Here is a 22,307-nt window from a genome sequence, read left to right on the forward strand (position 1 = left end):
AGAAGGCAAGAATCCTTTCGCCCATCGAATGAATCCTTACCTTCTTTTTATGCACATGTTGTATAAATATCAATTGATGTTTTAGATAATTAATTAATCTTCCATGGTTGATAAATCACCAGTCGGTAAATTTAATTCCCAAGCTTTCAAAACGCGACGCATAATTTTACCACTACGTGTTTTTGGCAATTTATCTTTAAATTCTATTTCACGTGGTGCTGCATGTGCAGATAAACCTTTTTTAACAAAATCACGTATATCTTCAATTAATGCATCAGAAGGTTCTACCCCTTCTCGTAAGGATACAAAGGCTTTAATGATCTCACCTCGCACCGGATCTGGTTTCCCGATAACACCCGCTTCAATTACATCTGGATGCTCAAGTAGCTTACTTTCTACTTCAAAAGGTCCTACACGTTCACCAGCCGTCATAATGACATCATCCACACGCCCCTGGAACCAGAAGTAACCTTCATCATCCATATAGGCTGAATCTCCAGACACGTACCATTCTCCCTTTAGGAAATAAGATTCATAGCGCTCTGGATTGCCCCAAATTTGGCGCATCATGGCAGGCCAACCACGACGAATAGCTAGATTCCCCATTGTAAATGGTGGAACCTCATTGCCTGCATCATCTACAATCGTCGCATGAATACCAGGAAGAGGTTTCCCCATTGAACCTGGCTTAATATCCATCGATGGATAATTACAAATCATATGCGCTCCCGTCTCTGTCATCCACCATGTATCATGTATACGATGACCTAGTTCCTCTACTCCCCAGCGAATAACTTCTGGATTCAAAGGCTCACCAACAGACAGCACATGGCGTAAAGATGTTAGATCATAGCTTTCAAGCAAGCCACTACCTGCACCCATCAGCATTCGGAACGCTGTTGGTGCACTATACCACACTGTCACACTATAATCTTCAATAGCCTGATACCATGCTTGTGGTGAAAATCTTCCTCCGACGATTAGCATTGTTATACCGTTTAACCACGGACCAAAAATGCCATAGGCTGTTCCTGTAACCCATCCAGGATCAGCTGTACACCAATAAATATCATCTTCACGTAAATCAAGTACCCATTGTGTCGATTGATATTGCTGAATCATAGCATTATGGACATGCAATACACCCTTTGGAGCACCTGTTGATCCAGAGGTATAGTGAAGAATCATCCCATCTTCTCTGTCTACCCACTCTATATCAAAATGAGCTGAAGCTTCTTTTAAATGTTTAGTAAAGTCTAGTATTTGAGCTGTTTCCTCAACGCCCTCCCCTACTAAAAAGATATGCTCCAATTTAGGTAATTTAGCTAAAGGTACACGTTCAAGTAAAGCAGGTGTCGTGACTAATACTTTCGCCTCACTATCAGCAAGTCGATCATACACAGCACCTTCCATAAAAGCTTCAAACAATGGTCCAACAATAACCCCCATTTTCAACGCACCTAATAATGAAAAATAAAGCTCAGGTGAACGAGGCATAAAAATAAATAAACGATCACCTTTCTGCAGATTAGTAGTCGCTTTAAAAACATTTGCTGCTTTGTTTGTTAACCTTTTCATTTCATTAAATGAATATGCCTCTTTCCGTTTACCATCATTAAAATACAATGCCACCTTATTTTTGCGATGTGTTTCTGTATGGCGATCAATAGCCTCATATGCCATATTCACTAAACCTGTTTCGCTCCAACTAAATGCCTTTTCCGTATCTGCCCAATTATGAGATTCTGCCACTTCTTCATAATTCGTTAAAAGGTGTTGACCAGGTAAAGCCATTAACTTCTCCTTCATTTTCATCCCCATGAAAATACCCCTTTCTTTGCTTTTGTTTTTGACTAAATTTCAACAATCCCCCCTGTTGAAATTCAGAGAATTTTCCAAAAGCAAAATTGATATGTAGCAATTGTTATATAACAGTTATCCATAGTATTAATGTTCGAATCCCTAATAGCACTACTTTTATCTGTTAAATAACAGAAGCAATATAATCTTATTTTACACGAATTCAGATAGATTGTCTCAATATTTTTATTTTTCCAAAAATACAGGTATATTTTGCAAAAATAAGCGTTTTTACGCAAGAAATCAGCTATAATGGAATTATTAAACTCAGGTGGTGTAATTATGGAACATAAAAAAACTTTTTTTTCTGTCACAAAGGAAACAAAGCATGGTACTGTGTATGTGGAAGGACCTGTGCCTCCAGAAAAATTAGCTACATATTCATTCCATGAAGGCTTGGTTGCCTTCAGACCTCCAAAACAGCAACAGCAGGCCATTATAGAAATTGCTGGACTACCCGAAGGCCGTATTATTATTATTCGAAACGAAGATATTATTGTAGGCTATGTTACCTATCTTTACCCTGATCCACTTGAACGATGGGCAGAAGATCGTATCGATGACATGATTGAATTAGGTGCCATTGAAGTCATTCCAGACTACCGTGGTACTGGTGCTGGGAAGGCACTACTAGCCGTTTCATTTATGGGGGATGAAATGGAAGATTATCTTGTGATTACTACCGAGTACTATTGGCATTGGGATTTAAAGGGAACTGGTTTAAATGTTTGGGATTACCGCAAAATGATGGAGAAAATGATGAGCTCTGCTGGTTTCGAATATTTTGCAACAGATGATCCTGAAATTACATCACATCCAGCCAATTGCCTGATGGCGCGCGAAGGAAAACGGGTGCCTCCTGAGACAATGGAAAGATTTGATAGACTTCGTTTTAGAAATCGTTTCATGTATTAAAACTAATACAAAGGGGATGCATATATGATTGTAGAAGAAATTATGAATGATAAGCCTTATACATTAGCTCCTACCAATACAGTGCAGGAGGCACTAAAGTTAATGCGTGAAAAGAAAGTTCGTCATTTACCAGTTGTAGATGATGAACACCACGTTTTAGGTGTAATTACTGAACGAGATATTAAAGAGGTCTTGCCCTCATCTTTGCAGGATGAACCAAACTCTCCTATTTTTAATGCAAAAGTAGAGGATATTATGGTGAAAGACCCCCTTATAGGTCATCCATTAGATTTTGTTGAAGAGGTGGCACTTACGTTTTACGAATCAAAAATAGGCTGTTTACCTATTGTCTCTGGTGGAAAATTGGTAGGCATTGTTACGACAACAGATTTACTCTATACATATATAGAGCTGACTGGTGCTACAGAGCCTGGGTCAAAAATCGAGATTCGGGTATCCGATACCCCGGGAGTTTTATTTGAAATTACAAAAATATTTCATCAACATCATGCCAATGTCCAAAGCGTCTTAGTTTATCCTGACTCTGAAAATACACAAAACAAAATTTTAAGCGTCCGAGTAAAAACACTAAATCCTTTAGCAATGATTGAAGATCTACGCAAAGAGGGCTTTGATGTCCTATGGCCAAATTTACCGGGTGTTTCGCTATAATGAAAAAGGCCGTATTCGTATACTCGCCAGAACAACTCGGATATAAATTTTCAGATACACATCCTTTCAATCATAAACGCTTGACGCTAACTATGGATCTACTAAAAAATATTAATGCACTCGATGATGTAGATATTGTACCAGCACGTGTTGCAACGGAAGAAGAGCTATTGCTTGCACATGATTCAAAATATATAGATATTGTAAAAAAAGCAGGACATGGTGAATTATCAGAAGCACAATGTGAAAGCTATGGGATTGGCACTGAAGATACCCCTATTTTTGAAAATATGCATGAAGCAAGTGCACAGCTAGTTGGTGGAACTTTAACCGCTGTTGATTATGTAATGGAAGGAAAAGCCGAACACGCCCTTAACCTTGGAGGAGGACTCCATCATGGTTTCCGTGGTCGTGCATCAGGTTTTTGTATTTACAATGATAGCACAGTGGCTATTCGTTACTTGCAGGAAAAGTACAACGCTCGTGTACTTTATGTAGATACAGATGCTCATCATGGGGATGGTGTCCAATGGAGCTTTTATGAGGATCCTAATGTTTGTACACTGTCCATACATGAAACTGGTCGTTATCTATTCCCTGGAACCGGAAATATTACTGAGCGCGGCAATGGGCAAGGCTATGGAACCTCCTTTAATTTTCCAATGGATGCGTTTACTGAGGATGAAAGTTTCCTAGAGATCTATGAACAGTCAATGCGAGAGATTTTTGAATTTTTCAAGCCAGATGTTGTATTAACACAAAATGGGGCAGATGCACATTATTTTGATCCATTAACACATTTACATGGAACAATGAATATTTATCGCGAAATTCCTAAGCTAGCTCATCAATTAGCACATGAGTATTGTGATGGTCGATGGATTGCAGTGGGGGGCGGTGGCTACGATATTTGGCGAGTGGTGCCCCGTGCCTGGTCCATGTTATGGTTGGAAATGACTGACCAAGCGTTACCAATGGGGCCACTCCCTCAAGCATGGCTGGATCGCTGGCAACCAGAAGCACCTGTTCCTTTTATTCCAACATGGGAGGATCCGATTCCTTTATATGAGCCAATTCCTCGTAAAGCGGAAATAGAGGAAAAGAATGCTCAAATGTTAGCCAAATCGCTACATATTATTCGGAATGAAAGACGGGATTAATTTCTTGGCCTCACGATATTCGTGGGGCTTTTTAAATTAGATGAATGCTTTTGGTGGTATATCCATCAATTCTTTTGTTCTATCCCTCACTTTTGAAACGCTATCCTCTATTTTTGACGTTCCATCCAGCAAATAAAAACACGCAAATCCTTCATAAGCGATTTACGTGTTAGTATCATTATTTACTTTTGACAGATTGTCGATGCTCAATACGGTGTGGTAAAATAACCGCTTCGTCCTCGACAGTTTCCTTGCTCATTAATTTTGTCAGCAGGCGCATTGCAACAGCTCCAATATCGTAAAGCGGTAGCGCGACACTTGTTAACTGTGGGCGAACCATTCGTGCTAACTTTGAGTTCTCAAAGCTGATAACTTCAATATCTTCTGGAACATTTTTGCCCGCATCTTGTGCGCCATGAATTAAACCGATGGCCAATTCATCACTTCCTGCAAAATAAGCTGTTGGTGGCTGTTCAAGAGCAGATAAAATCTCCCAAGCCTCTAAGCCCATATCATAGCTGGACTCTTCTGCAGCAATTAATGCTTCATCTATTGGTAAACCAGCATCCTGCAATGCTTTCTTATAGGCTGCTAGCTTGAATTTTCCGTTAATTGTATACGAAAGTGGGCCAGTTACAAAACCAATCCGTGTATGGCCATTTTGAATAAGTAATGAAATAGCTTCATAAGCCGCCTGGAAATAATCGATATTCACAGTTGCAATTGTTTGGGATTCATCCACAGAGCCTGCAAGTACAATTGGTACTGGCGAATGATCCATCGTTTGCTGCATCTTTTCTGTAACCTCATCACTCATCATGACAATACCATCAACCTGTTTTCCAAGCATTGTATCCAGTAGCTGTAACTCTTTATCTTCATGTTGATCTGAGTTGGCTAAAATAATATTGTAACGATACATTGTGGCAATATCCTCTACACCACGAGCCAGCTCCGCATAAACATTGTTTGCAATATCTGGGATAATCACGCCAACTGTTGTTGTTTTCTTACTTGCTAAACCTCGCGCTACTGCGTTTGGACGGTATTCTAATCGTTCAATTACTTCTAGTACTTTTTTTCGTGTTGCTGGTTTTACGTTTTGATTACCATTGACTACACGAGAGACCGTTGCCATGGAAACATTTGCTTCTCTTGCAACATCATAAATTGTAACAGTCATCGTACGTGCCTCCCTTTTTTCCTATTATAGCCTTATCATACGATAATTTTCATATTATTTTCAAGAAGAACTACGTAAAAACCAAGTACTAATAGTCCTATTCTAGACATTATTTTGTCACGATATAATAAACACCGCCTGCCGAAGTAAGCAAGCGGTGTTCGCTGTTAACAATTAAGCATGAATTTCATGGTTTTTCATGAATTTTTGTAGCGTTTCATAGAATGCGTCAAATGTTGGGATGTCCATTTGTTGTTGTGAGTCAGACAATGCCACAGATGGATCTGGATGCACCTCTGCCATGACGCCATCAGCACCAATTGCAATAGCTGCTTTTGCACAAGGTAATAATAAATCACGACGCCCTGTTGAATGTGTAACATCTACGAATACTGGCAAATGCGTTTCTTGTTTTAAAACTGGTACGGCTGAAATATCTAATGTATTACGAGTTGCTTTTTCATAAGTACGAATACCACGTTCACAAAGGATAATGTTTTCATTTCCTTTAGACATAATGTATTCTGCAGCATGAATGAATTCATCAATTGTTGCAGCTAAACCTCGTTTTAATAAGACAGGTTTATTTGTTGCACCTGCTGCTTTTAATAATTCAAAGTTCTGCATATTACGTGCACCAATTTGGATGACATCAATATAATCCAATGCTTCCTCTAAATGACCTGGTGTCACGATTTCTGTAATAACACCTAAACCATATTCCTCGGACACACGTTTTAAGATTTTCAGACCTTCTAATCCAAGACCTTGGAAGTCATAAGGAGAAGTACGTGGCTTATAAGCACCACCACGAATTAACTTTTCGCCTTTTGCTTTAATAGAAGCAGCAACTGCTGCTACTTGCTCATAAGACTCAACCGCACAAGGACCGAATACGAAAGATGGTTTTCCTTGCCCAATTAATTCACCATTGATATTAATAATTGTATCTTCTGACTTCTTCTTACGAGATACAAGCAACTCTTTCTTTTTATCAGCTTCAAGTTGTTTTAAAGCTGTTTTAAAGATTTGCTTAAATATATAATCAACCGTCATTTGGTTTAATGGACCTTGATTGTGTTCTTTAATAAGATCAAGCATGTGTCTTTCACGCAGCGGATCATAGCGATTCACACCTTGTTTTTCTTTAATTTTACCGATTTCATCAACTACAGCTGCACGTTCATTAATTAGACGAAGAATTTCTAAGTTTAAACCGTCTATTTGACTACGTAAGCTTTCTAAATCTTTTTGGCTCATGCTTTCTTGCTCCTCTCCTCATGACAGACACTTTCAGAACTCTGAAATGTATGTTACATTTTTAGATAATAGCATTATTATAATCAATGTTGTTCAGAATGTCACGCATTTTTAATTTAGCGCTTCAACTCGCTAAATTATTTTCGAGTATGACGCGAAAGGAAGCGATTACATTGAGTTCTAAACTATTCGCACTTGATATTGGCACTCGCTCAGTGGTCGGGATTATTCTCCAAGAAGAAAATGATCATTTTCATGTGGAAGATATTTTAGTAAAAGAGCATAAAGAACGTGCCATGGTAGATGGACAAATACATAATGTCATGTATGTGGCAGAATTAATTAATGAAATAAAACGTGAACTTGAAGAGAAACATGGGCCTCTCACAAAGGTAAGTGTCGCTGCAGCAGGTCGATCTTTGAAAACTGAACAAGCTAGTGTGACCATCAATATTCGTAATCGACCAATTTTTACTGAAGAAGATATTAGTCGCTTGGAACTTCAGGCTGTTCAACAAGCACAGCAGCAACTCTTGCAACAAAAAGAGGATACAAAAATTAGCCACTATTATTGTGTAGGTTACTCAGTCCTGTATTATCGCTTGGATGGCGAGGAGATCGGAAGCTTGTTGGATCAACAAGGGGATGAAGCCCAAATCGAAGTGATAGCAACGTTTCTACCTCGTGTAGTTGTGGAATCATTGATTGCCGCTCTTAAACGAGCTGATTTAGAGATGGAAGCATTGACGTTAGAACCGATTGCTGCCATTAATGTGCTGATTCCTCCAACGATGCGTCGCCTAAATGTGGCACTTGTTGATATAGGGGCAGGTACATCAGATATTGCCATTACGGATAAAAGTACAGTTGTAGCTTACGGCATGGTCCCTACAGCTGGCGATGAAATAACTGAAGCTTTAAGCGACCACTATTTGCTAGACTTCCCTGTAGCTGAACAGGCTAAACGTCAGCTACAAACCTCTGAAGAGATATTGATTCAAGATATTCTAGGCTTTGATCAGTTCTATCCAAAGGAAGAGGTTTTTTTAGCAATTGAGCCTGCAGTGAAACAGTTGGCGAAGTCTATCGGAGAAGAAATTCTACGACTCAATAATCGAGTAGCACCCAAAGCCGTTATGCTGGTTGGTGGCGGTAGTTTAACACCCAACCTTACTACAGAACTAGGTCAAGTTCTAGATTTACCAGCTAATCGTATTGCTGTTCGAGGCATTGATGCTATTCAAAACTTAACAAAAGAAGATCATATAAAAGCCTCACCTGAATTAGTCACACCTATTGGTATTGCCATTGCTGCTAAAAAAATGCCGATTCAATATATGAGTTTAACAGTCAATAACCAAGTGGTACGCCTTTTTGAACTAAAAGAAATGACTGTTGCAGATGCCTTTCTAGCTGCAAATATTCGTGCAAAGCAATTATATGGAAAACCAGGACATGGACTATCTATCAGTGTCAACGGACAGGACATATTTATACCAGGTGGACATGGTCAGCCTGCTGAAATATTGGTAAACGGGCAACAGGCATCAACAAAAAGCCTGATTAAAACTGGAGATGCCATTCAGTTAATAGAAGGCCAAGATGGGCAACAGGCGACGGCTACAGTAAGAGATCTTATAGATGATGCAGCAATAAAGACTGTGACAATCCAAAACACCAAATATGTGATTGAGCCCAAAATTTCTGTCAATAACTCTTCTGCATCACTCGATACCGTTTTAAATGATCGTGATATCGTCGTTTTTGATATTGCCGAAACAATTGAGGATGTATTCAAAATCACTAATAATTGGCATTTGTTAAAGCAATTTGAGTCCTATACGATTCAAGTAGATGGACAACCTTTATATTTACCAGAGTTCTCTTCTCAGCTAATGATTAATGGAAAAGTAGCCAAATTGAGCTATGCTGTACAAAATGGAGATGTGATAAGCTTCCAACAACCATCTCTACCAACAGTACAGCATATCGCAGACCAAATGAATCTTTTGCTAGAGGATAAAATCATTATTCATTTCCAACAGGAAGTTTTGGAACTAAAGAAGACTGCAAATGAAGCGATTGTTAATAAAATGGTTGTGTCACCACAATCCACTGTACCCAATGGAGCGACTTTAGTATTTAAAGAAAAGGATCGTAGTCGTTGGATTTATCAAGATGTTTTCCGATTCTCTAATTGGCAGCTGCCAAGTGCCTTTAAGGGGAATTTTACGATTTTAAGAAATGGTCAGCCAGCGAGCTTTGATACAGAGATATTTGGTGGTGATCAATTAGAAATAATATTAGAAGCTACACCTATCATTTAAAAAAAGGGATACGTTACAACTTTATCTTGTAACGTATCCCTTTATATTATGCATTATGCACGAACTTCTTCATTTGTTTCTTCTTTTTGATCTGCTTTTTCTGTCGTTTCTTCGGCTTTTGGTTCCTCACTTGGAATATAATCCTCTAATGGTTCTTCCCCTTCAAAGGAAACCGTACCATCATCAAAAACAGTTGGTGCTTTTGCTGTTTTTAGTGTTTTTACTTTCTCTACTAATTGTGTAGATTGCTCTTGAATTTGTTTAGAAAGTTGAACTGTTTTATCTTTTGCAGTTGTCGAGAAGTCTGCACTCTTATCTTTTAGCTGAACAGCTTGTACAGCCACATCACTGCGTAAATCTTTTCCTGATTTTGGAGCTAACAGTAGACCTGCAGCAGCCCCTACGATTCCACCAACTAATGCGCCAATCACAAAATCTTTCATGTTTACACGCTCCTCTTCATAAATCGAGTCTTGCGGATGATAAAGCTGAGGCAAAGAACTTTCAAGCTGCTGTTCCTTTACTTCGTTAAAATTTGGCTTTTGAGTTGTCATGCAACAATTCCTCCCCATCTAATTATCAAATTTGTCTAGACTGGTTGTCCATCTATTTTCACAGATGCATCTTCAACTTATATGTCTAAGACTTTATTTTTATTCAGCCAGCATAGAATACTCACTGAATAATTATCATTTTTTACGACCCCATTTTCTTTTTGGTGTTTCTTCTACTTGCACAGTTTCAAATGCATAGGCATCAGGTGATACCGTTTCCTGCTCGATGATTTTTCGCTTTTTCCATTTATCAGCAATACCCATCGCAACATTACTCCATTGTACAACTTGTGCAATTTTTTCTTCATTTTGTTCTACGCTTTTAGAGACAGAAGTAGTAATCTGCTGAACAGAATTATTTAAACCATTAACGGAGTCACCAATACCTTTAACAGCTTGAACAACTGAATTTAATTGTTCAGATTTATGTTGAATATCCTCTGCTAAGCTATTTGTTTTTGATAATAAAGAAGTTGTTTCGCGTGTAATGCCTTCCATTTGGCCTTCAATCCCAGATAATGTCCCTGCTAAGCTGTTTAGGATGGATTTAAGCGAGAATAATGTCATGCCCACGCTCACACATAAAATTAAAAAACCGATTGCAGCAATAATGGCTGCAATATACAAAATCACTTCCATAAGTTGACCTCCTGCTAGTAAATTGTCTTTACTATTACTTTCCCTATCTTCGACAAAAAAAACGGAATTCCTGCTTAAATTTGAGAAAAAACAGCTTAACCCCTACGGACTAAGCTGTTTCATTGTTTTTAAGCACGTCTTCAAAAGCATCTTGGAACTTGTGAACATCACCAGCGCCCATAAATAAAAATACTGCGCCATTATGTTTTGTTAATATATCAATTCCTTCAGTGGTAATCACTGCACTGCCTTCAATAAGTGACGCTAAATCATGAATAGAAAGCGCGCCTTGCGTTTCTCTCGCAGAGCCAAATATATCACATAAATAGGCTGTATCTGCAAGGCTCAAACTATCCGCAAAATCTTGTAAAAAAGCTTGTGTACGTGTAAATGTATGTGGTTGGAAAATCGCAACTAGCTCACGTTCAGGAAATTTTTGTCGTGCTGATTGAATTGTCGCGCGAATTTCCGTTGGATGGTGTGCATAGTCATCTATTAAAACATTATCCCCTATATCCGTCTCAGTAAAACGTCTTTTTACACCTTTATACGTGTGTAAACGCTCCTGAATAATATCTGGAGAAATGCCTTCATATTCACATAGCGTAATAACGGCCAATGTATTTAAAACAGCATGATCCCCAAATAATGGGATAAAGAAAGTGCTATAAAATTCATTACGTACAAAAACATCAAATTTTGTACCCTCAGTTGTTTTTTCAACATTACGAGCTTCAAAGTCATTTTCAGCACCAAATCCATAATACACAACTGGTACTTTTGCTTGAATACGTTGAAGCTGTTCATCATCACCACATGCTATAATTGCTTTTTTCACTTGTAATGCTAATGATTGAAATGCAGAATATACGTCCTCTATATTAGCGAAGTAATCTGGATGATCAAAATCGATGTTCGTCATCACAGCATAATCAGGATTATATGCTAAAAAGTGACGGCGGTATTCACACGCCTCCATTACAAAGAAATCAGCATTTTCATGACCTGCCCCAGTACCATCACCAATTAAATAAGATGTCGGTTTATAGCCACCTACCACATGTGCCATTAAACCAGTCGTAGATGTTTTACCATGTGCACCTGTGATGGCAATAGATGTATAGTTGCCAATATATTCACCTAAAAATTTATGGTAACGAATGACTTCTACACCTATTTCTCGAGCACGTACTAATTCAGGGTGATCATCAGAAAATGCATTACCTGCGATCACTGTCATACCTTCTTTAATATTATCTGCATTAAATGTAAAAATTGGAATATTACGTTCACGTAACGGTTGCTCCGTGAAGAAATATTTATCGACATCTGAGCCCTGTACTTGTTCACCAGCATCAAATAAGATTTGTGCAAGCGAACTCATGCCAGAACCTTTAATGCCTGTGAAATGAAAAACTGTCATTAATTAAACCCCCCGGGAATTTCAATATCCCATCTATCATCTATTAGGTGTATCGTATTATTTCACGAATGGTTAGGTATTAATACCTTCACAAGTGTTAAAAAATACGTACTATTCAACACATCTTGTCTATTATAGCACTTTTTATGCATAAGGATAGATGTGTAACTTTTCTAAAAAAACTAAATTCGACGTAAATTAGATAATCTAGACGAAAACAATGCAATTCTTATTCAAACATAGTAATTAAATCTTCTTCTGTAATGTAACTTTCACGTGGCTTACTTCCTCTTGCTTCCGAAACAAAACCATGTGATTCTAACATGTCAATTAAACGAGCAGCACGATTATAGCCAATATGATACTTTCGTTGAATCAATGAGGTAGAAGCGCCACCTTGCTCATAGACAAATCGACAAACATCTTCAAATAAATCGTCCTGTTCTGCGGACACCTCTGTTTTCTTTAATAATTCCTCTTGATCGAAAATATAATCAGGCTCACCCTGTTCACGAACATGCTCAATAATCGATTCAATTTCATCATCTGTAACAAAAGTTCCCTGTAAACGCACGGGCGCTGACATACCATTACCTAAATATAGCATATCCCCTCGACCAAGTAACCTTTCAGCTCCTTGCCCATCTAAAATGGTACGAGAATCAATTTGAGAGGAAACTGCAAAGGCAATACGTGTAGGGATATTTGATTTGATTAACCCTGTAATAACATCCACTGAAGGTCTTTGCGTTGCAACAATTAAATGAATACCACATGCACGTGCCTTTTGAGCAATACGGCAAATGGCCTCCTCTACATCTGCTGGAGACATCATCATTAAATCTGCTAACTCATCAATGACAATTAAAATGTAAGGCAACTTCAGGCTATGTTCATTATTTTTATCAGCTATGGCATTAAAACGTGTAATATCACGTGCACCTGCATGAGCGAATAGTTGATAGCGACGCTCCATTTCCTCAACTGCCCATTTTAGTGCAGCCGTTGCCGCCTTTACATCTGTAATGACAGGACTAACTAAATGCGGAATATGATTAAATGGCGCCAGCTCTACCATTTTAGGGTCGATCAGCATAAGTTTTAGCTCGTGTGGTGCAGCTTTATATAATAAACTAACCAAAATAGAATTAATACAAACGGATTTACCCGAACCCGTTGCACCAGCGATTAAGCCATGTGGCATTTTACGTAAATCTAACGTAACAGGTTTTCCAGTCAAATCAAGTCCTAATGCTGCCTCTAATGGTGAATCTGACTCAACGAAGGAGGCACTATTTGTTACCTCAGATAAGCGAACAGCTCGTGATACTCGATTTGGGATCTCAATACCGATCGAACTTTTCCCAGGAATTGGTGCTTGAATACGAATATCTTTTGCTGCTAGGGCAAGTTTTAAATCATCTGCTAAGTTTCGAATTTTACTCACCTTTGTACCATGGCTCACCGTTATTTCAAATTGAGTAACAGCAGGACCTTGCATAATCGATTCAATTTGAGCAGAAACTTGGAAATAAGATAGTGCTTCGACTAATGTGTCGCCCTGTTGCTCCATCCAATCCGTATCCTGTGTTTTTTCCTCTGGTGGCTCTAGATATTCATCCGTTGGCTTTTGATAGACGTGTACAGGCTTTGCTGGTATCTCAGCTTCTACTTCTACTTCTTGTGGTGCTACTTGATTCTCAACAGATTCTACCGGAGCATACTCTACAATTTCTGAAACTACTTCAGGTTCGATAGCTAGTTCTGGTTCTGACACTTGGTCCCGTTCTGAAGATAGTTCAAGTTCTGGTTCTAACTCAAGCTCTGGCTCAATAGTTGCAGAAATTTCATCAGCAGCTGCTTTTTCAATTTCTATTCTTTCATTTGTTGAGATACTTGACATTGATGTAACAGGAGCCATTGTAATTACAGCAATAGGCTCTTCAGCACTACTTTTTGTAGGGACACTTTCTACTTCATCTTTTACCTCAAGTTGCACTGGACCATCTACTTGCAATTGAACAGTCTCTGACATATGGAAATCGTTGTCATCTTCTGGTGGTGAAACGGACATTTCATTTGTTGTCATGCTGTCTAAGGACGATGATTTTTCTGGCATCACATCCACTAGTTTGTTTTTCTCTGTTTGTGGCATGCTCTCTACACGTATAGGCTGCTGAGCCATCTTCAATTGCTGTTGGATTCTCCATTTTTCTTTATCTGTTTTTAACATTAGTACATTAAATGGAATTCGACTTTTTTCTTCCCTCGATGCAGTATCAGGAGATTGGTCATCCATGGACGGTTGAACGACAGTAACTTCTCCAATATGGATCGTAGAATTTTCTATTTGTACTTGTTCCACAATCATTTCTTTGACATGGATTTCCGATTGATCTGCTGAAAGTTGTTGAACTGTTTGATCTTGAACAACAGCTTCCTTCTCTTGCCCTTCAAAATCCATAGCAAAAGAAGTCGTTTGAGGCACAGCTACATTTGATGACAAATTTTCCTTATCATCGTTCTCTTCAACCAACAGTTCTTCCTCAAAAATAATTGGTTCACTTACTGTCGAAAGTTCTTTCGATTGAATAATCTCATGGTGTTCCGTTAAAACCGTTTGGTTTGTGCTAGCCGGCTCTTTTTCTTCTAGTATATTTTCATTGACCTCATTTGTTGTCGCTTCTTTTAAAGGCTTTGCAACAGTAACCCTTTCAACTGCCTGTACATCGGTTTCTTGCTTCTCATATTCCTCTTTTCTTTTATCTAATAAATCTTTGATGGGACTTGGTTTTGCAAAACCATAGACAGGTGAAGGCACATCTGTTGGAACAAATCGTTTGCGATTCTCAGGCATAATATTTTCAACTTTTTGTTCTTTTCGCTGACTCTTTTCTTTTGGTGCAGGTGCAGTCATAGGACTTATAGTAGCTGTTTCATTTTGTGCATCTCGAAACACTAAGCTTGCTCTTGAACGAAATTCTTGTTCTGAAGGCTGACTTTTCATCATTGTTTTTCTACCTGTACGTTTAGAGCGATTTGCTAGTAAATCTCGAATTCCTGAAACCTCAACATCATAAACACTAGAATCGACAATATGATGATTTAAATGTTTTGGTAACGATAAATCCCCAATTTGTCCATAATCATCATCTTCCATTTGATCAAACATTTCTTTTGAGTGCGTATAGGATGCTTCACCTTCATCATCGTCAATCAAAGGGAAACGGAAAGTCTTTTGCTTAGCGATTGGTGGTTCTTTTTGTGTATGTAATTGCTCCGACTGAACTTCTCCATAATCCTCATAATATTCTTCATACTCATAGTCTTCATCTTCTTTATTAATAAATTTACTAATTTGTTTTTTAAACCAGTTCACTTCGTTTCACTCATTTCTCTTACACTTCATTTATAGCATTGTCTAGTTTTAAATTTATCAATAGCTCAATGTCTACATCAAAAAGCATACCATAAAAACGGTCTTGAAACTTGCATTTAGAGGCTCATTCTAAACAAAAAAATCGTTATGCTACTAGCATATTAGTAACATAACGATTTAGGGCATTTCACCTTGACACAAGGAATAATATCATGATAAAACATTTAAATTTTAATAATTTCTTTTTTAAATAGGGGAATTTTTATTTAGTTGGTGATTCAAAAGCACTACCAACTATAGCATCCTCTGGTAATACTAAAATTCCTTTTTCAGATGGTGCATTAGGAATCGCTAATTCACGCGCTGAACAAAGCATGCCGTAAGACTCAACACCACGTAAATTTCCTTCTTTAATAAGCATTCCCGAAGGCATTACGGCACCAATTTTCGCAACAACTACCTTCTGACCTGCTTCTACATTAGGAGCTCCACATACAATTTGTAGTATCTCATCTCCTACATTGACTGAACAGATACTCAATTTGTCAGCATTTGGATGCTTGTCCTTTGTTTCTACATAACCAACCACAAATTTTGGTGAAAAATCAACATCAAGATTAATATTAGCTCCATTTTTTTCGATTGCCACCGCTAGCTGTGCTACTAATTCTGGTGTCACTTCTACTAAGCCTTTAGCATCTGTTTGGATGTAACTGCTCGCATTAAATAAATTAAAGGCTTTAATTTCTCCCGTTTGAGCTTCCCTTAAAATAGCAATATCACCAGCACGTTCTACTTCTGTTTTCACAATAGCCTCCGTTGCTAGTTGAACTAGTAAGACATCTCCTACATGCTCTTTGTTGTAAAATACGTTCATTGTTATTCTTGCTCCTTTTTCACTCTGTTTTTTGCTAAGATAAAGATTGGTTCTAGTTCCCCATCTTCATAAATAAAAGATAATGACGTAATCGGTACAGTACCGACTGCAAAGAAATGCATCGTCATCTGTGCTAATACATCATACCCTGTTTCATTACGAATATCACCTATAATTAATACATCTTGATGAGGCACGGATAATGTCATATCGCCCTCCACTTGTGCCTGCATTTCTTTTAAAAAGCTCTCATTTAAAATACGGCTAGCATCATAGCCATCATTCACATTGACAAAATAAAAAATATTACCTGCTACCTCATCTTTTTTATAGGCGGTTGGTAGTTGTTTCACCGAAAAGCGTGCCATTTCTCGAATTTGTTCTACCGTTAATTGTAAGGCTTCTAGCATGGATTCATCAATAAAGCGATAGGTTTTACCTAAATCGAGTGCATAAAAAACGCGCGTTTCAGCTGTATGCTCAGTTGTAATAAAGGCATGCCCTTCTTTCGATGCCTGTGGATAAGAAGTGGCACGAATCACGGGATAAATCTGTGTAGTCGTTTGGAAACCCTGTTCTTTTTCTTGTACCATTGCATTAAAGGTTTGCTCAATTGTATATATAACTTCTTCAATCGCTGACTCTTGCTTGTCATTATATTTTGCTAAGATCCCAGGTAAGGAGAGCTCCATCCCTTTTTCAATTGTCTTATGATTCAAGCGTAATTTATCGTACTTTTTATCAAAATGAAATTCATATTTCTCTTCAGTTAATTGCTTTTTTAATAGCTCGACTAGTTGTTCAGACTTCATTCTCTTCATCTTTTTCACATCCTAACTTCAAAATGAAACGGCTCACATGTTTGTGAACCGTTCTGTTCATTCCTTCTATTTACTTCATCTTAACCGAATGAACGATTTTCGTCATCTCACGCAAATTATTTTCAATTTGTTTTGCTTTTGAAATGGTTGTCATCTTCACACCACCACTACTAACAATGAGCTCCATTTCATTTTCTTCGTCCGTTTTTAGAACCGCTGTGAAGCCAAATCGACCATCCTTATCAAAAGTCGATTCCTCGATAATTTTGTCCGCTTCATTTTCTTTTAAAAGATTATAATAAAGTTTACTGTCTTGTGCTTCACGATCATTGATAAAAAGAATGTAGCTTTCTTTGCCTTTTGAAATCACAATATTATAAGCATCTGAACTGTCTTCAATTTTAAAGTTTGAAGGTAAGTATAATTTGATATCCCCAATTTCTACTGTATGTTCTTCTGGCTCTTCAGCAAAAACCTTCTCCGTTAATTGGAGCCCATTAGCAATTTGATCATCAATAGATTGATTGCAGCCAGAAAGGACAAGAAGTATAAGCATTAGGCCAATTGCTCTTAGCCATGAAAATAACATGTCTCTCTTCCTTTCACTACTAACTTTTTTCTATTTTAAAAAAATTAATCATAAGATGCAACCTAACTATCCTCTCACCACTAATTCTTTTTAACTATTTTTGTGAAAATGTGAACAAATATTGACCAACTAAAAGCGAGACAATATGCTCAAACATCATCTGTCTACTAACTAAACCTTGCGTAAAAATACCTACAGCACCTGCGCCTTGACGAATATCTCGACGCTTTGTATATTGCTCCATAATCGGTCCAAGTTCTCCACCGGTTCTTATTTCCTGGGCAATTTCTTTTGGCAGAATAATTTGTGCGCCAGCAGCTGTAAACATTGTTCCGTCTGACACAGTTAATGCACCCCAGTTACAAACATACATGTCATCATCGATTTCAGTTACGCCACCTTCTAAGCCAAATGATAATTCTGCATCCGTTAAAATCAAGGCGTTTTTAGCACGATTCATTGCCCCTAATCTAGTTTCTTCATTACTTATCGGTTGATCTGATACTTCAGAAGCAGCTTTGACATGAGTAAAGAGAGAATCCTCAAAGTATTTGCGAACAATTACTTCAACTGCTTCTGTTTTGGCCTTATTGGTTGTGCCAATTGCTATTTTCATTTAATCCCCACTTTCTTTCCATAGAAAAAGATGCCTCTAAAAGGCATCTTCCTAGCTTCTTATACATTAGCGTGAATTGACTCTAATGTCGAACGATCTGCTTTTTTCACTAATTCAACAATTAAAGCTTTGGCAGCTGCATAATCATCAATGTGAATAATTGACGCTGATGTATGAATATAACGTGAGCATACACCAATAACTGCACTTGGAACGCCATCGTTTGCTGTATGCACTCGACCAGCATCTGTTCCACCTTGGGAGACAAAGTATTGATAAGGGATATGATTGGATTCGGCCGTATCTAAAATGAATTCACGCATACCACGATGTGTTACCATTGTACGATCTAAAATACGAAGTAAAGTACCTTTGCCGAGCTGCCCAAATTGACTTTTTTCACCTGACATATCATTGGCAGGAGAAGCATCTAGTGCAAAGAATAAATCTGGTTTAATCATGTTGGCTGATACTTGTGCACCGCGCAAGCCAACTTCCTCCATTACATTTGCACCTGAGTATAAATGTGAACCTAATTTTTCGTGCTGTACTTCTTTCATTAATTCAATCGCTAGACCACAGCCATAGCGGTTATCCCAAGCTTTAGCCATAATTTTCTTCGGATTAGCCATTGGTGTGAATGGACAAATTGGTATGATGGATTGTCCAGGACGAACACCCATAGACATAGCATCTTCTTTATTATCAGCACCAACATCGATAAGCATATTTTTTATATCCATTGGCTTCGCTCGTTCTGCATCTGTTAATAAATGAGGTGGGATGGATGAAACTACACCAGGAATTGCCCCATTTTTCGTATATACTTCTACACGCTGTGCAAGCATAACTTGGTTCCACCAGCCGCCCAATGTTTGAAAACGGATCATTCCATTATCTGTGATAGAAGTAACCATAAATGCAACCTCATCCATATGACCAGCAACTAATATTTTCGGTGCATCCTTAACATCACTGTGCTTAACACCAAAAATACCCCCCAAATTATCTTGAACGATTTCATCCGAGTACTTTTCTAACTCAGAACGCATGAACGCGCGTACTGCGTGTTCATTACCCGGAGCGCCTGGTAATTCTGTTAATGTTTTAAATAATTGTAATGTTTCCTCATTCATGATGACTCTCTCCCCACGAAGTAGAATATTCTTCCTTGCCTATTGTAACACAATTATTTCCGAATTCGAAATATTGATACATTTCCTCAATCCGCTTAATTGTGAACGTGCATTCACTCTATAGGCTATGCTAAAATAAAGGTATAGAAAAAGGAGGAAAAAAGTATGAAATTACGTGATTTTTTAATTGGTGTCGCAACTGGCTTAGCTGCCGCAGTCATTATTAAAGAAGCTAGTGAAAAAGTTTCTCCGTTCGTACCTGCAGGACAAGTACTTGAAAACATAAAAAGAGAATTTAAAAAGGATTCACCGATTGATGGTTCTTGGATTTTTATGAAAACTGAAGATTTTACAAACGGTATTATTACCATCCCAGTATATCGTGGGGGGATCTCGCGTATGCATGAAGGTGAGATGCAGACATTCGAATTTGCTGCCGATGCACGCTCTGGTGTTGTCGTGGAACTAACAGAAGTTTAATTATGTATATACAATAGAAGCCATCTCATAAATTGAAGATGGCTTCTTATAATGTTAAAAAACAAAACATTTTTGTGAAAGGTGAAAAGAGATTTCCAATGCGCTCACCTTGCTAAAGGGCCTTTTCTGCTACTCATAATATCTAATTCAACAACATAAGAAGCCATCTCATAAAATGAAGATGGCTTCTCTATGTTATTCGGATAAACCTTTATTATTAAAGTACTTTTTATACTTACGGTAATAATTTAAATTATTGAGTGTTAGTTTCACCCAACGCTTCGCATTCATATCCTCGTTAAAGTAAAGAGAATTTGTGTATTTACCCTCACTAATTAATTTTTTTGCTTCTAGTTTGAGCTTTTCATTCGATGCATATTTGAATAATACACCTTTAGGAATAATCATCCATAAATGCTTGTCCTGCACATATGTGACTTCTTGCTCGATATTTAACATATGGTCATCCGCAACATATTTCATTAAATTATGCCCACTTGCTGTTACATAATAGCTAGAACGCCCATTACGTAAATTGATTTCAAAAAGTTTATATTGCTTGTCTCGAATATCATATTTCATATCAAAATTCGCAAAACCTGTATAGCCAATGTCCTCTAGGAAGAAACGTACTTGATCCATTAATTCTTTATCATAGGTTGTCACGATGGCTGCATAACTTCCGATTCCTTCAGGAGAGTGTTCTTCTAGAATAGGATTACCTAGACACATCAGCTTCACTTTTCCATCCTTTCCTACATAGGCATTTAACACACGCATATAGGAATCGTCCCCAGGAATAAATTCTTGAATAATCATTGTATCCTGATAAGTAGAGCTATAAATAGCTTTTAATATAGCCGTTTTTTCCGCTTCATCATGTGCAACAAATACTTTTTTCTTCCCAGGGAATTTACAAGCCCAATATTCTACAGAGTTGGAAGCCTTTAAAATGATAGGGTAAGCAAATGGTGGTGTAAAGTTTTCATAGTTGTCAGCTGTCACCGTTGTTGTACCTGGATATTTAAAATTATATTGATCACACATTTTATAGAAATTTTCTTTCAATAAAATTTCATCCATCAACGATTCGTCGATATAAGGTACGGTAAAATGCTCTTGTAATGCTGGCTTATTTTTGATGATCAGCTTGGCATAATCGTCCCCACATGCTAAAAGTAATAGTTTTTTATCAGCATATTTTTTTGCAACTTCTGCAAGGGCAGGTGCAAAAACATCTTGTTCATTTAAACGGTCTATTTCTTGAAATTGTAGGATATGGCTATCTTGTGTTGCTGTTAAATGAGAACGTCCTAAAACAAGTGGTTTAATACCATATGCTTCATAAAACGCACGTGCCATACCATATGCATTCATATCTGATCCAAGTAAAACGGGTAAAAATGGTTGTTCAGTTGCCATGTTTATTTCAACTCTCTTTTGTATTTTAGTATCGTGTTAAGTGTATCATATTTTCTATCCTGTTCACGAACAAAAACGCGAGGTATTGACATTTTATATGCCAAATACCTCGCCTTTGCTTGCTCGATTAAAATGTAATAACAGCTTGTCTACTACGCTCTAGTTTATCCACAATCTCTTTGCCTGACTCATCCCATCGAATCATACGGTAATAAGCATCGTGATAGAAAATAAAGCCATAGTTATTTGCAAGGGCTTCTTTCATCAGTCGCTCTTTTGCAAATACACTTGTCATTGGATAATCGTCATAGGCTAATACCCATAATGGATTTTGATGAGCATGAGTCGGCATAATATCTGCCATATGCAATAACACTTCATCATTTTGCGTTAGCTTGATGACAGCATGTCCCTCACTATGACCACCAGTATGAAGCATTTCGATTCCAGGTACTACTTCCAATGACTCTTCGTAGGTTTCAACTAAATGCTGAACTGGCTCCCAATTTTCTTTCCAATAAGTATTTTTAGAACGGATATTGGGGTTACGCATTTCATCCCATTCAATTTTCGTTACAAAAATCTTGGCATTTGGGAAAGTTGGTACAAGTACATCCCCTTCCCACTGCGTTAACCCCCCAGCGTGATCAAAATGTAAATGCGTCATTAACACTGCATCAATATCTGCTGTCGTTAATCCTAACTCTTGTAAGCTATCAGCTAACGAAGATTCTTCTGTTACACCAAAGTTTCGTAGCTGCTTTTCATTTAATTTGTTAAAGCCAACCCCCGTATCAATAAGGTAGTTTTTGCCCCCAAATTGAATAAGGATAGGTTCTGTTGGTAATTCAATTTGGTTTTTTTCATTGACTGGATATTTGCGGGACCAAAGAGGCTTTGGTACAACACCAAACATCGCACCACCATCTAGGCACGTAACACCCCCGTTTAGCCATGATAATGACATATTGTGAAACTGTAACTGATCCATCCA

General features: G+C 37.8%; 19 protein-coding genes. 5 read left to right on the forward strand and 14 right to left on the reverse strand.

Annotated features, from left to right (window positions below; genetic code table 11):
• Window positions 1–93: 93 nt before the first annotated feature.
• Window positions 94–1,821, reverse strand: a complete 1,728-nt coding sequence (acsA, locus tag BFM98_RS12705) for an acetate--CoA ligase (protein ID WP_483306197.1) — start codon at window positions 1,819–1,821, stop codon at window positions 94–96.
• Window positions 1,822–2,142: 321 nt separating this feature from the next.
• On the opposite strand from acsA, the gene BFM98_RS12710 reads away from it, so the two are divergent.
• Genes BFM98_RS12710 through BFM98_RS12720 form a run of 3 tightly spaced genes read left to right on the forward strand, consistent with a single transcriptional unit; the run spans window position 2,143 to window position 4,607 of the window.
• On the forward strand, window positions 2,143–2,775 hold the full coding sequence (locus tag BFM98_RS12710) for a GNAT family N-acetyltransferase (RefSeq protein WP_036078398.1): 633 nt from the start codon (window positions 2,143–2,145) through the stop codon (window positions 2,773–2,775).
• A 24-nt stretch (window positions 2,776–2,799) separates the two neighbouring features.
• Window positions 2,800–3,447: an acetoin utilization AcuB family protein gene (locus BFM98_RS12715; protein WP_048393508.1), complete on the forward strand. Its 648-nt coding sequence runs from the start codon at window positions 2,800–2,802 to the stop codon at window positions 3,445–3,447.
• Complete coding sequence (locus BFM98_RS12720; protein ID WP_048393507.1) at window positions 3,447–4,607, forward strand: acetoin utilization protein AcuC; 1,161 nt, start codon at window positions 3,447–3,449, stop codon at window positions 4,605–4,607. Before BFM98_RS12715 ends, BFM98_RS12720 begins: the two co-directional genes overlap by 1 nt.
• 178 nt (window positions 4,608–4,785) lie before the next feature.
• On the opposite strand, the gene ccpA is transcribed toward BFM98_RS12720, so the two are convergent.
• Together ccpA and BFM98_RS12730 are read right to left on the reverse strand one after the other, a co-directional pair.
• Complete coding sequence (gene ccpA / locus BFM98_RS12725; RefSeq protein WP_048393506.1) at window positions 4,786–5,790, reverse strand: catabolite control protein A; 1,005 nt, start codon at window positions 5,788–5,790, stop codon at window positions 4,786–4,788.
• A gap of 174 nt (window positions 5,791–5,964) precedes the next feature.
• Window positions 5,965–7,050, reverse strand: coding sequence for a bifunctional 3-deoxy-7-phosphoheptulonate synthase/chorismate mutase (locus BFM98_RS12730; protein WP_004226108.1), 1,086 nt, complete (start codon window positions 7,048–7,050; stop codon window positions 5,965–5,967).
• 173 nt (window positions 7,051–7,223) lie between these two features.
• Between BFM98_RS12730 and pilM the strand changes: the two genes are divergently transcribed.
• Entirely contained in the window at window positions 7,224–9,377 is a 2,154-nt protein-coding gene (gene pilM / locus BFM98_RS12735; RefSeq protein WP_066037567.1) for a pilus assembly protein PilM, read from the forward strand.
• Between the two features lie 53 nt (window positions 9,378–9,430).
• Here pilM and BFM98_RS12740 read toward each other — a convergent pair whose 3' ends face one another.
• From BFM98_RS12740 to BFM98_RS12780, 9 genes are all read right to left on the reverse strand, one after another.
• Window positions 9,431–9,931, reverse strand: a complete 501-nt coding sequence (locus tag BFM98_RS12740; RefSeq protein ID WP_004226105.1) for a YtxH domain-containing protein — start codon at window positions 9,929–9,931, stop codon at window positions 9,431–9,433.
• 135 nt (window positions 9,932–10,066) lie between these two features.
• Window positions 10,067–10,570: a DUF948 domain-containing protein gene (locus BFM98_RS12745; protein WP_048393503.1), complete on the reverse strand. Its 504-nt coding sequence runs from the start codon at window positions 10,568–10,570 to the stop codon at window positions 10,067–10,069.
• 109 nt (window positions 10,571–10,679) lie between these two features.
• Window positions 10,680–11,993, reverse strand: coding sequence for a UDP-N-acetylmuramate--L-alanine ligase (gene murC / locus BFM98_RS12750; RefSeq protein ID WP_004226102.1), 1,314 nt, complete (start codon window positions 11,991–11,993; stop codon window positions 10,680–10,682).
• 229 nt (window positions 11,994–12,222) lie between these two features.
• A complete protein-coding gene (locus BFM98_RS12755) occupies window positions 12,223–15,372 on the reverse strand; it encodes a DNA translocase FtsK (protein ID WP_066037568.1) in 3,150 nt (1,049 codons plus the stop codon).
• A gap of 262 nt (window positions 15,373–15,634) precedes the next feature.
• Window positions 15,635–16,249, reverse strand: a complete 615-nt coding sequence (gene ytpR, locus BFM98_RS12760) for a YtpR family tRNA-binding protein (RefSeq protein ID WP_048393499.1) — start codon at window positions 16,247–16,249, stop codon at window positions 15,635–15,637.
• Between the two features lie 2 nt (window positions 16,250–16,251).
• Window positions 16,252–17,070 carry a DUF1444 domain-containing protein gene (locus BFM98_RS12765; protein ID WP_081011002.1) on the reverse strand — a complete coding sequence of 273 codons (819 nt, stop codon included), beginning with the start codon at window positions 17,068–17,070 and terminating at the stop codon, window positions 16,252–16,254.
• A gap of 70 nt (window positions 17,071–17,140) precedes the next feature.
• Window positions 17,141–17,659: a hypothetical protein gene (locus BFM98_RS12770; RefSeq protein ID WP_048393497.1), complete on the reverse strand. Its 519-nt coding sequence runs from the start codon at window positions 17,657–17,659 to the stop codon at window positions 17,141–17,143.
• 94 nt (window positions 17,660–17,753) lie between these two features.
• A complete protein-coding gene (locus BFM98_RS12775) occupies window positions 17,754–18,275 on the reverse strand; it encodes a DUF84 family protein (RefSeq protein ID WP_054549934.1) in 522 nt (173 codons plus the stop codon).
• A gap of 59 nt (window positions 18,276–18,334) precedes the next feature.
• A complete protein-coding gene (locus BFM98_RS12780; protein ID WP_066037569.1) occupies window positions 18,335–19,411 on the reverse strand; it encodes a M42 family metallopeptidase in 1,077 nt (358 codons plus the stop codon).
• A 165-nt stretch (window positions 19,412–19,576) separates the two neighbouring features.
• Here BFM98_RS12780 and BFM98_RS12785 point away from each other — a divergent pair, with 165 nt between their 5' ends.
• Window positions 19,577–19,891, forward strand: a complete 315-nt coding sequence (locus BFM98_RS12785) for a hypothetical protein (protein ID WP_004226089.1) — start codon at window positions 19,577–19,579, stop codon at window positions 19,889–19,891.
• A gap of 195 nt (window positions 19,892–20,086) precedes the next feature.
• Here the strand turns inward: BFM98_RS12785 and BFM98_RS12790 are convergent, their stop codons facing one another.
• Together BFM98_RS12790 and BFM98_RS12795 are read right to left on the reverse strand one after the other, a co-directional pair.
• Window positions 20,087–21,313 (reverse strand): carboxylate--amine ligase, encoded by a 1,227-nt coding sequence (locus BFM98_RS12790; protein ID WP_066037570.1) that lies wholly within the window; start codon window positions 21,311–21,313, stop codon window positions 20,087–20,089.
• A 127-nt stretch (window positions 21,314–21,440) separates the two neighbouring features.
• Complete coding sequence (locus tag BFM98_RS12795) at window positions 21,441–22,304, reverse strand: YtnP family quorum-quenching lactonase (RefSeq protein ID WP_048393489.1); 864 nt, start codon at window positions 22,302–22,304, stop codon at window positions 21,441–21,443.
• Window positions 22,305–22,307: the final 3 nt, after the last annotated feature.

The organism is Lysinibacillus sp. AR18-8 (assembly GCF_001705465.1).
GTDB classification, from domain to species: Bacteria; Bacillota; Bacilli; order Bacillales_A; family Planococcaceae; genus Lysinibacillus; species Lysinibacillus capsici.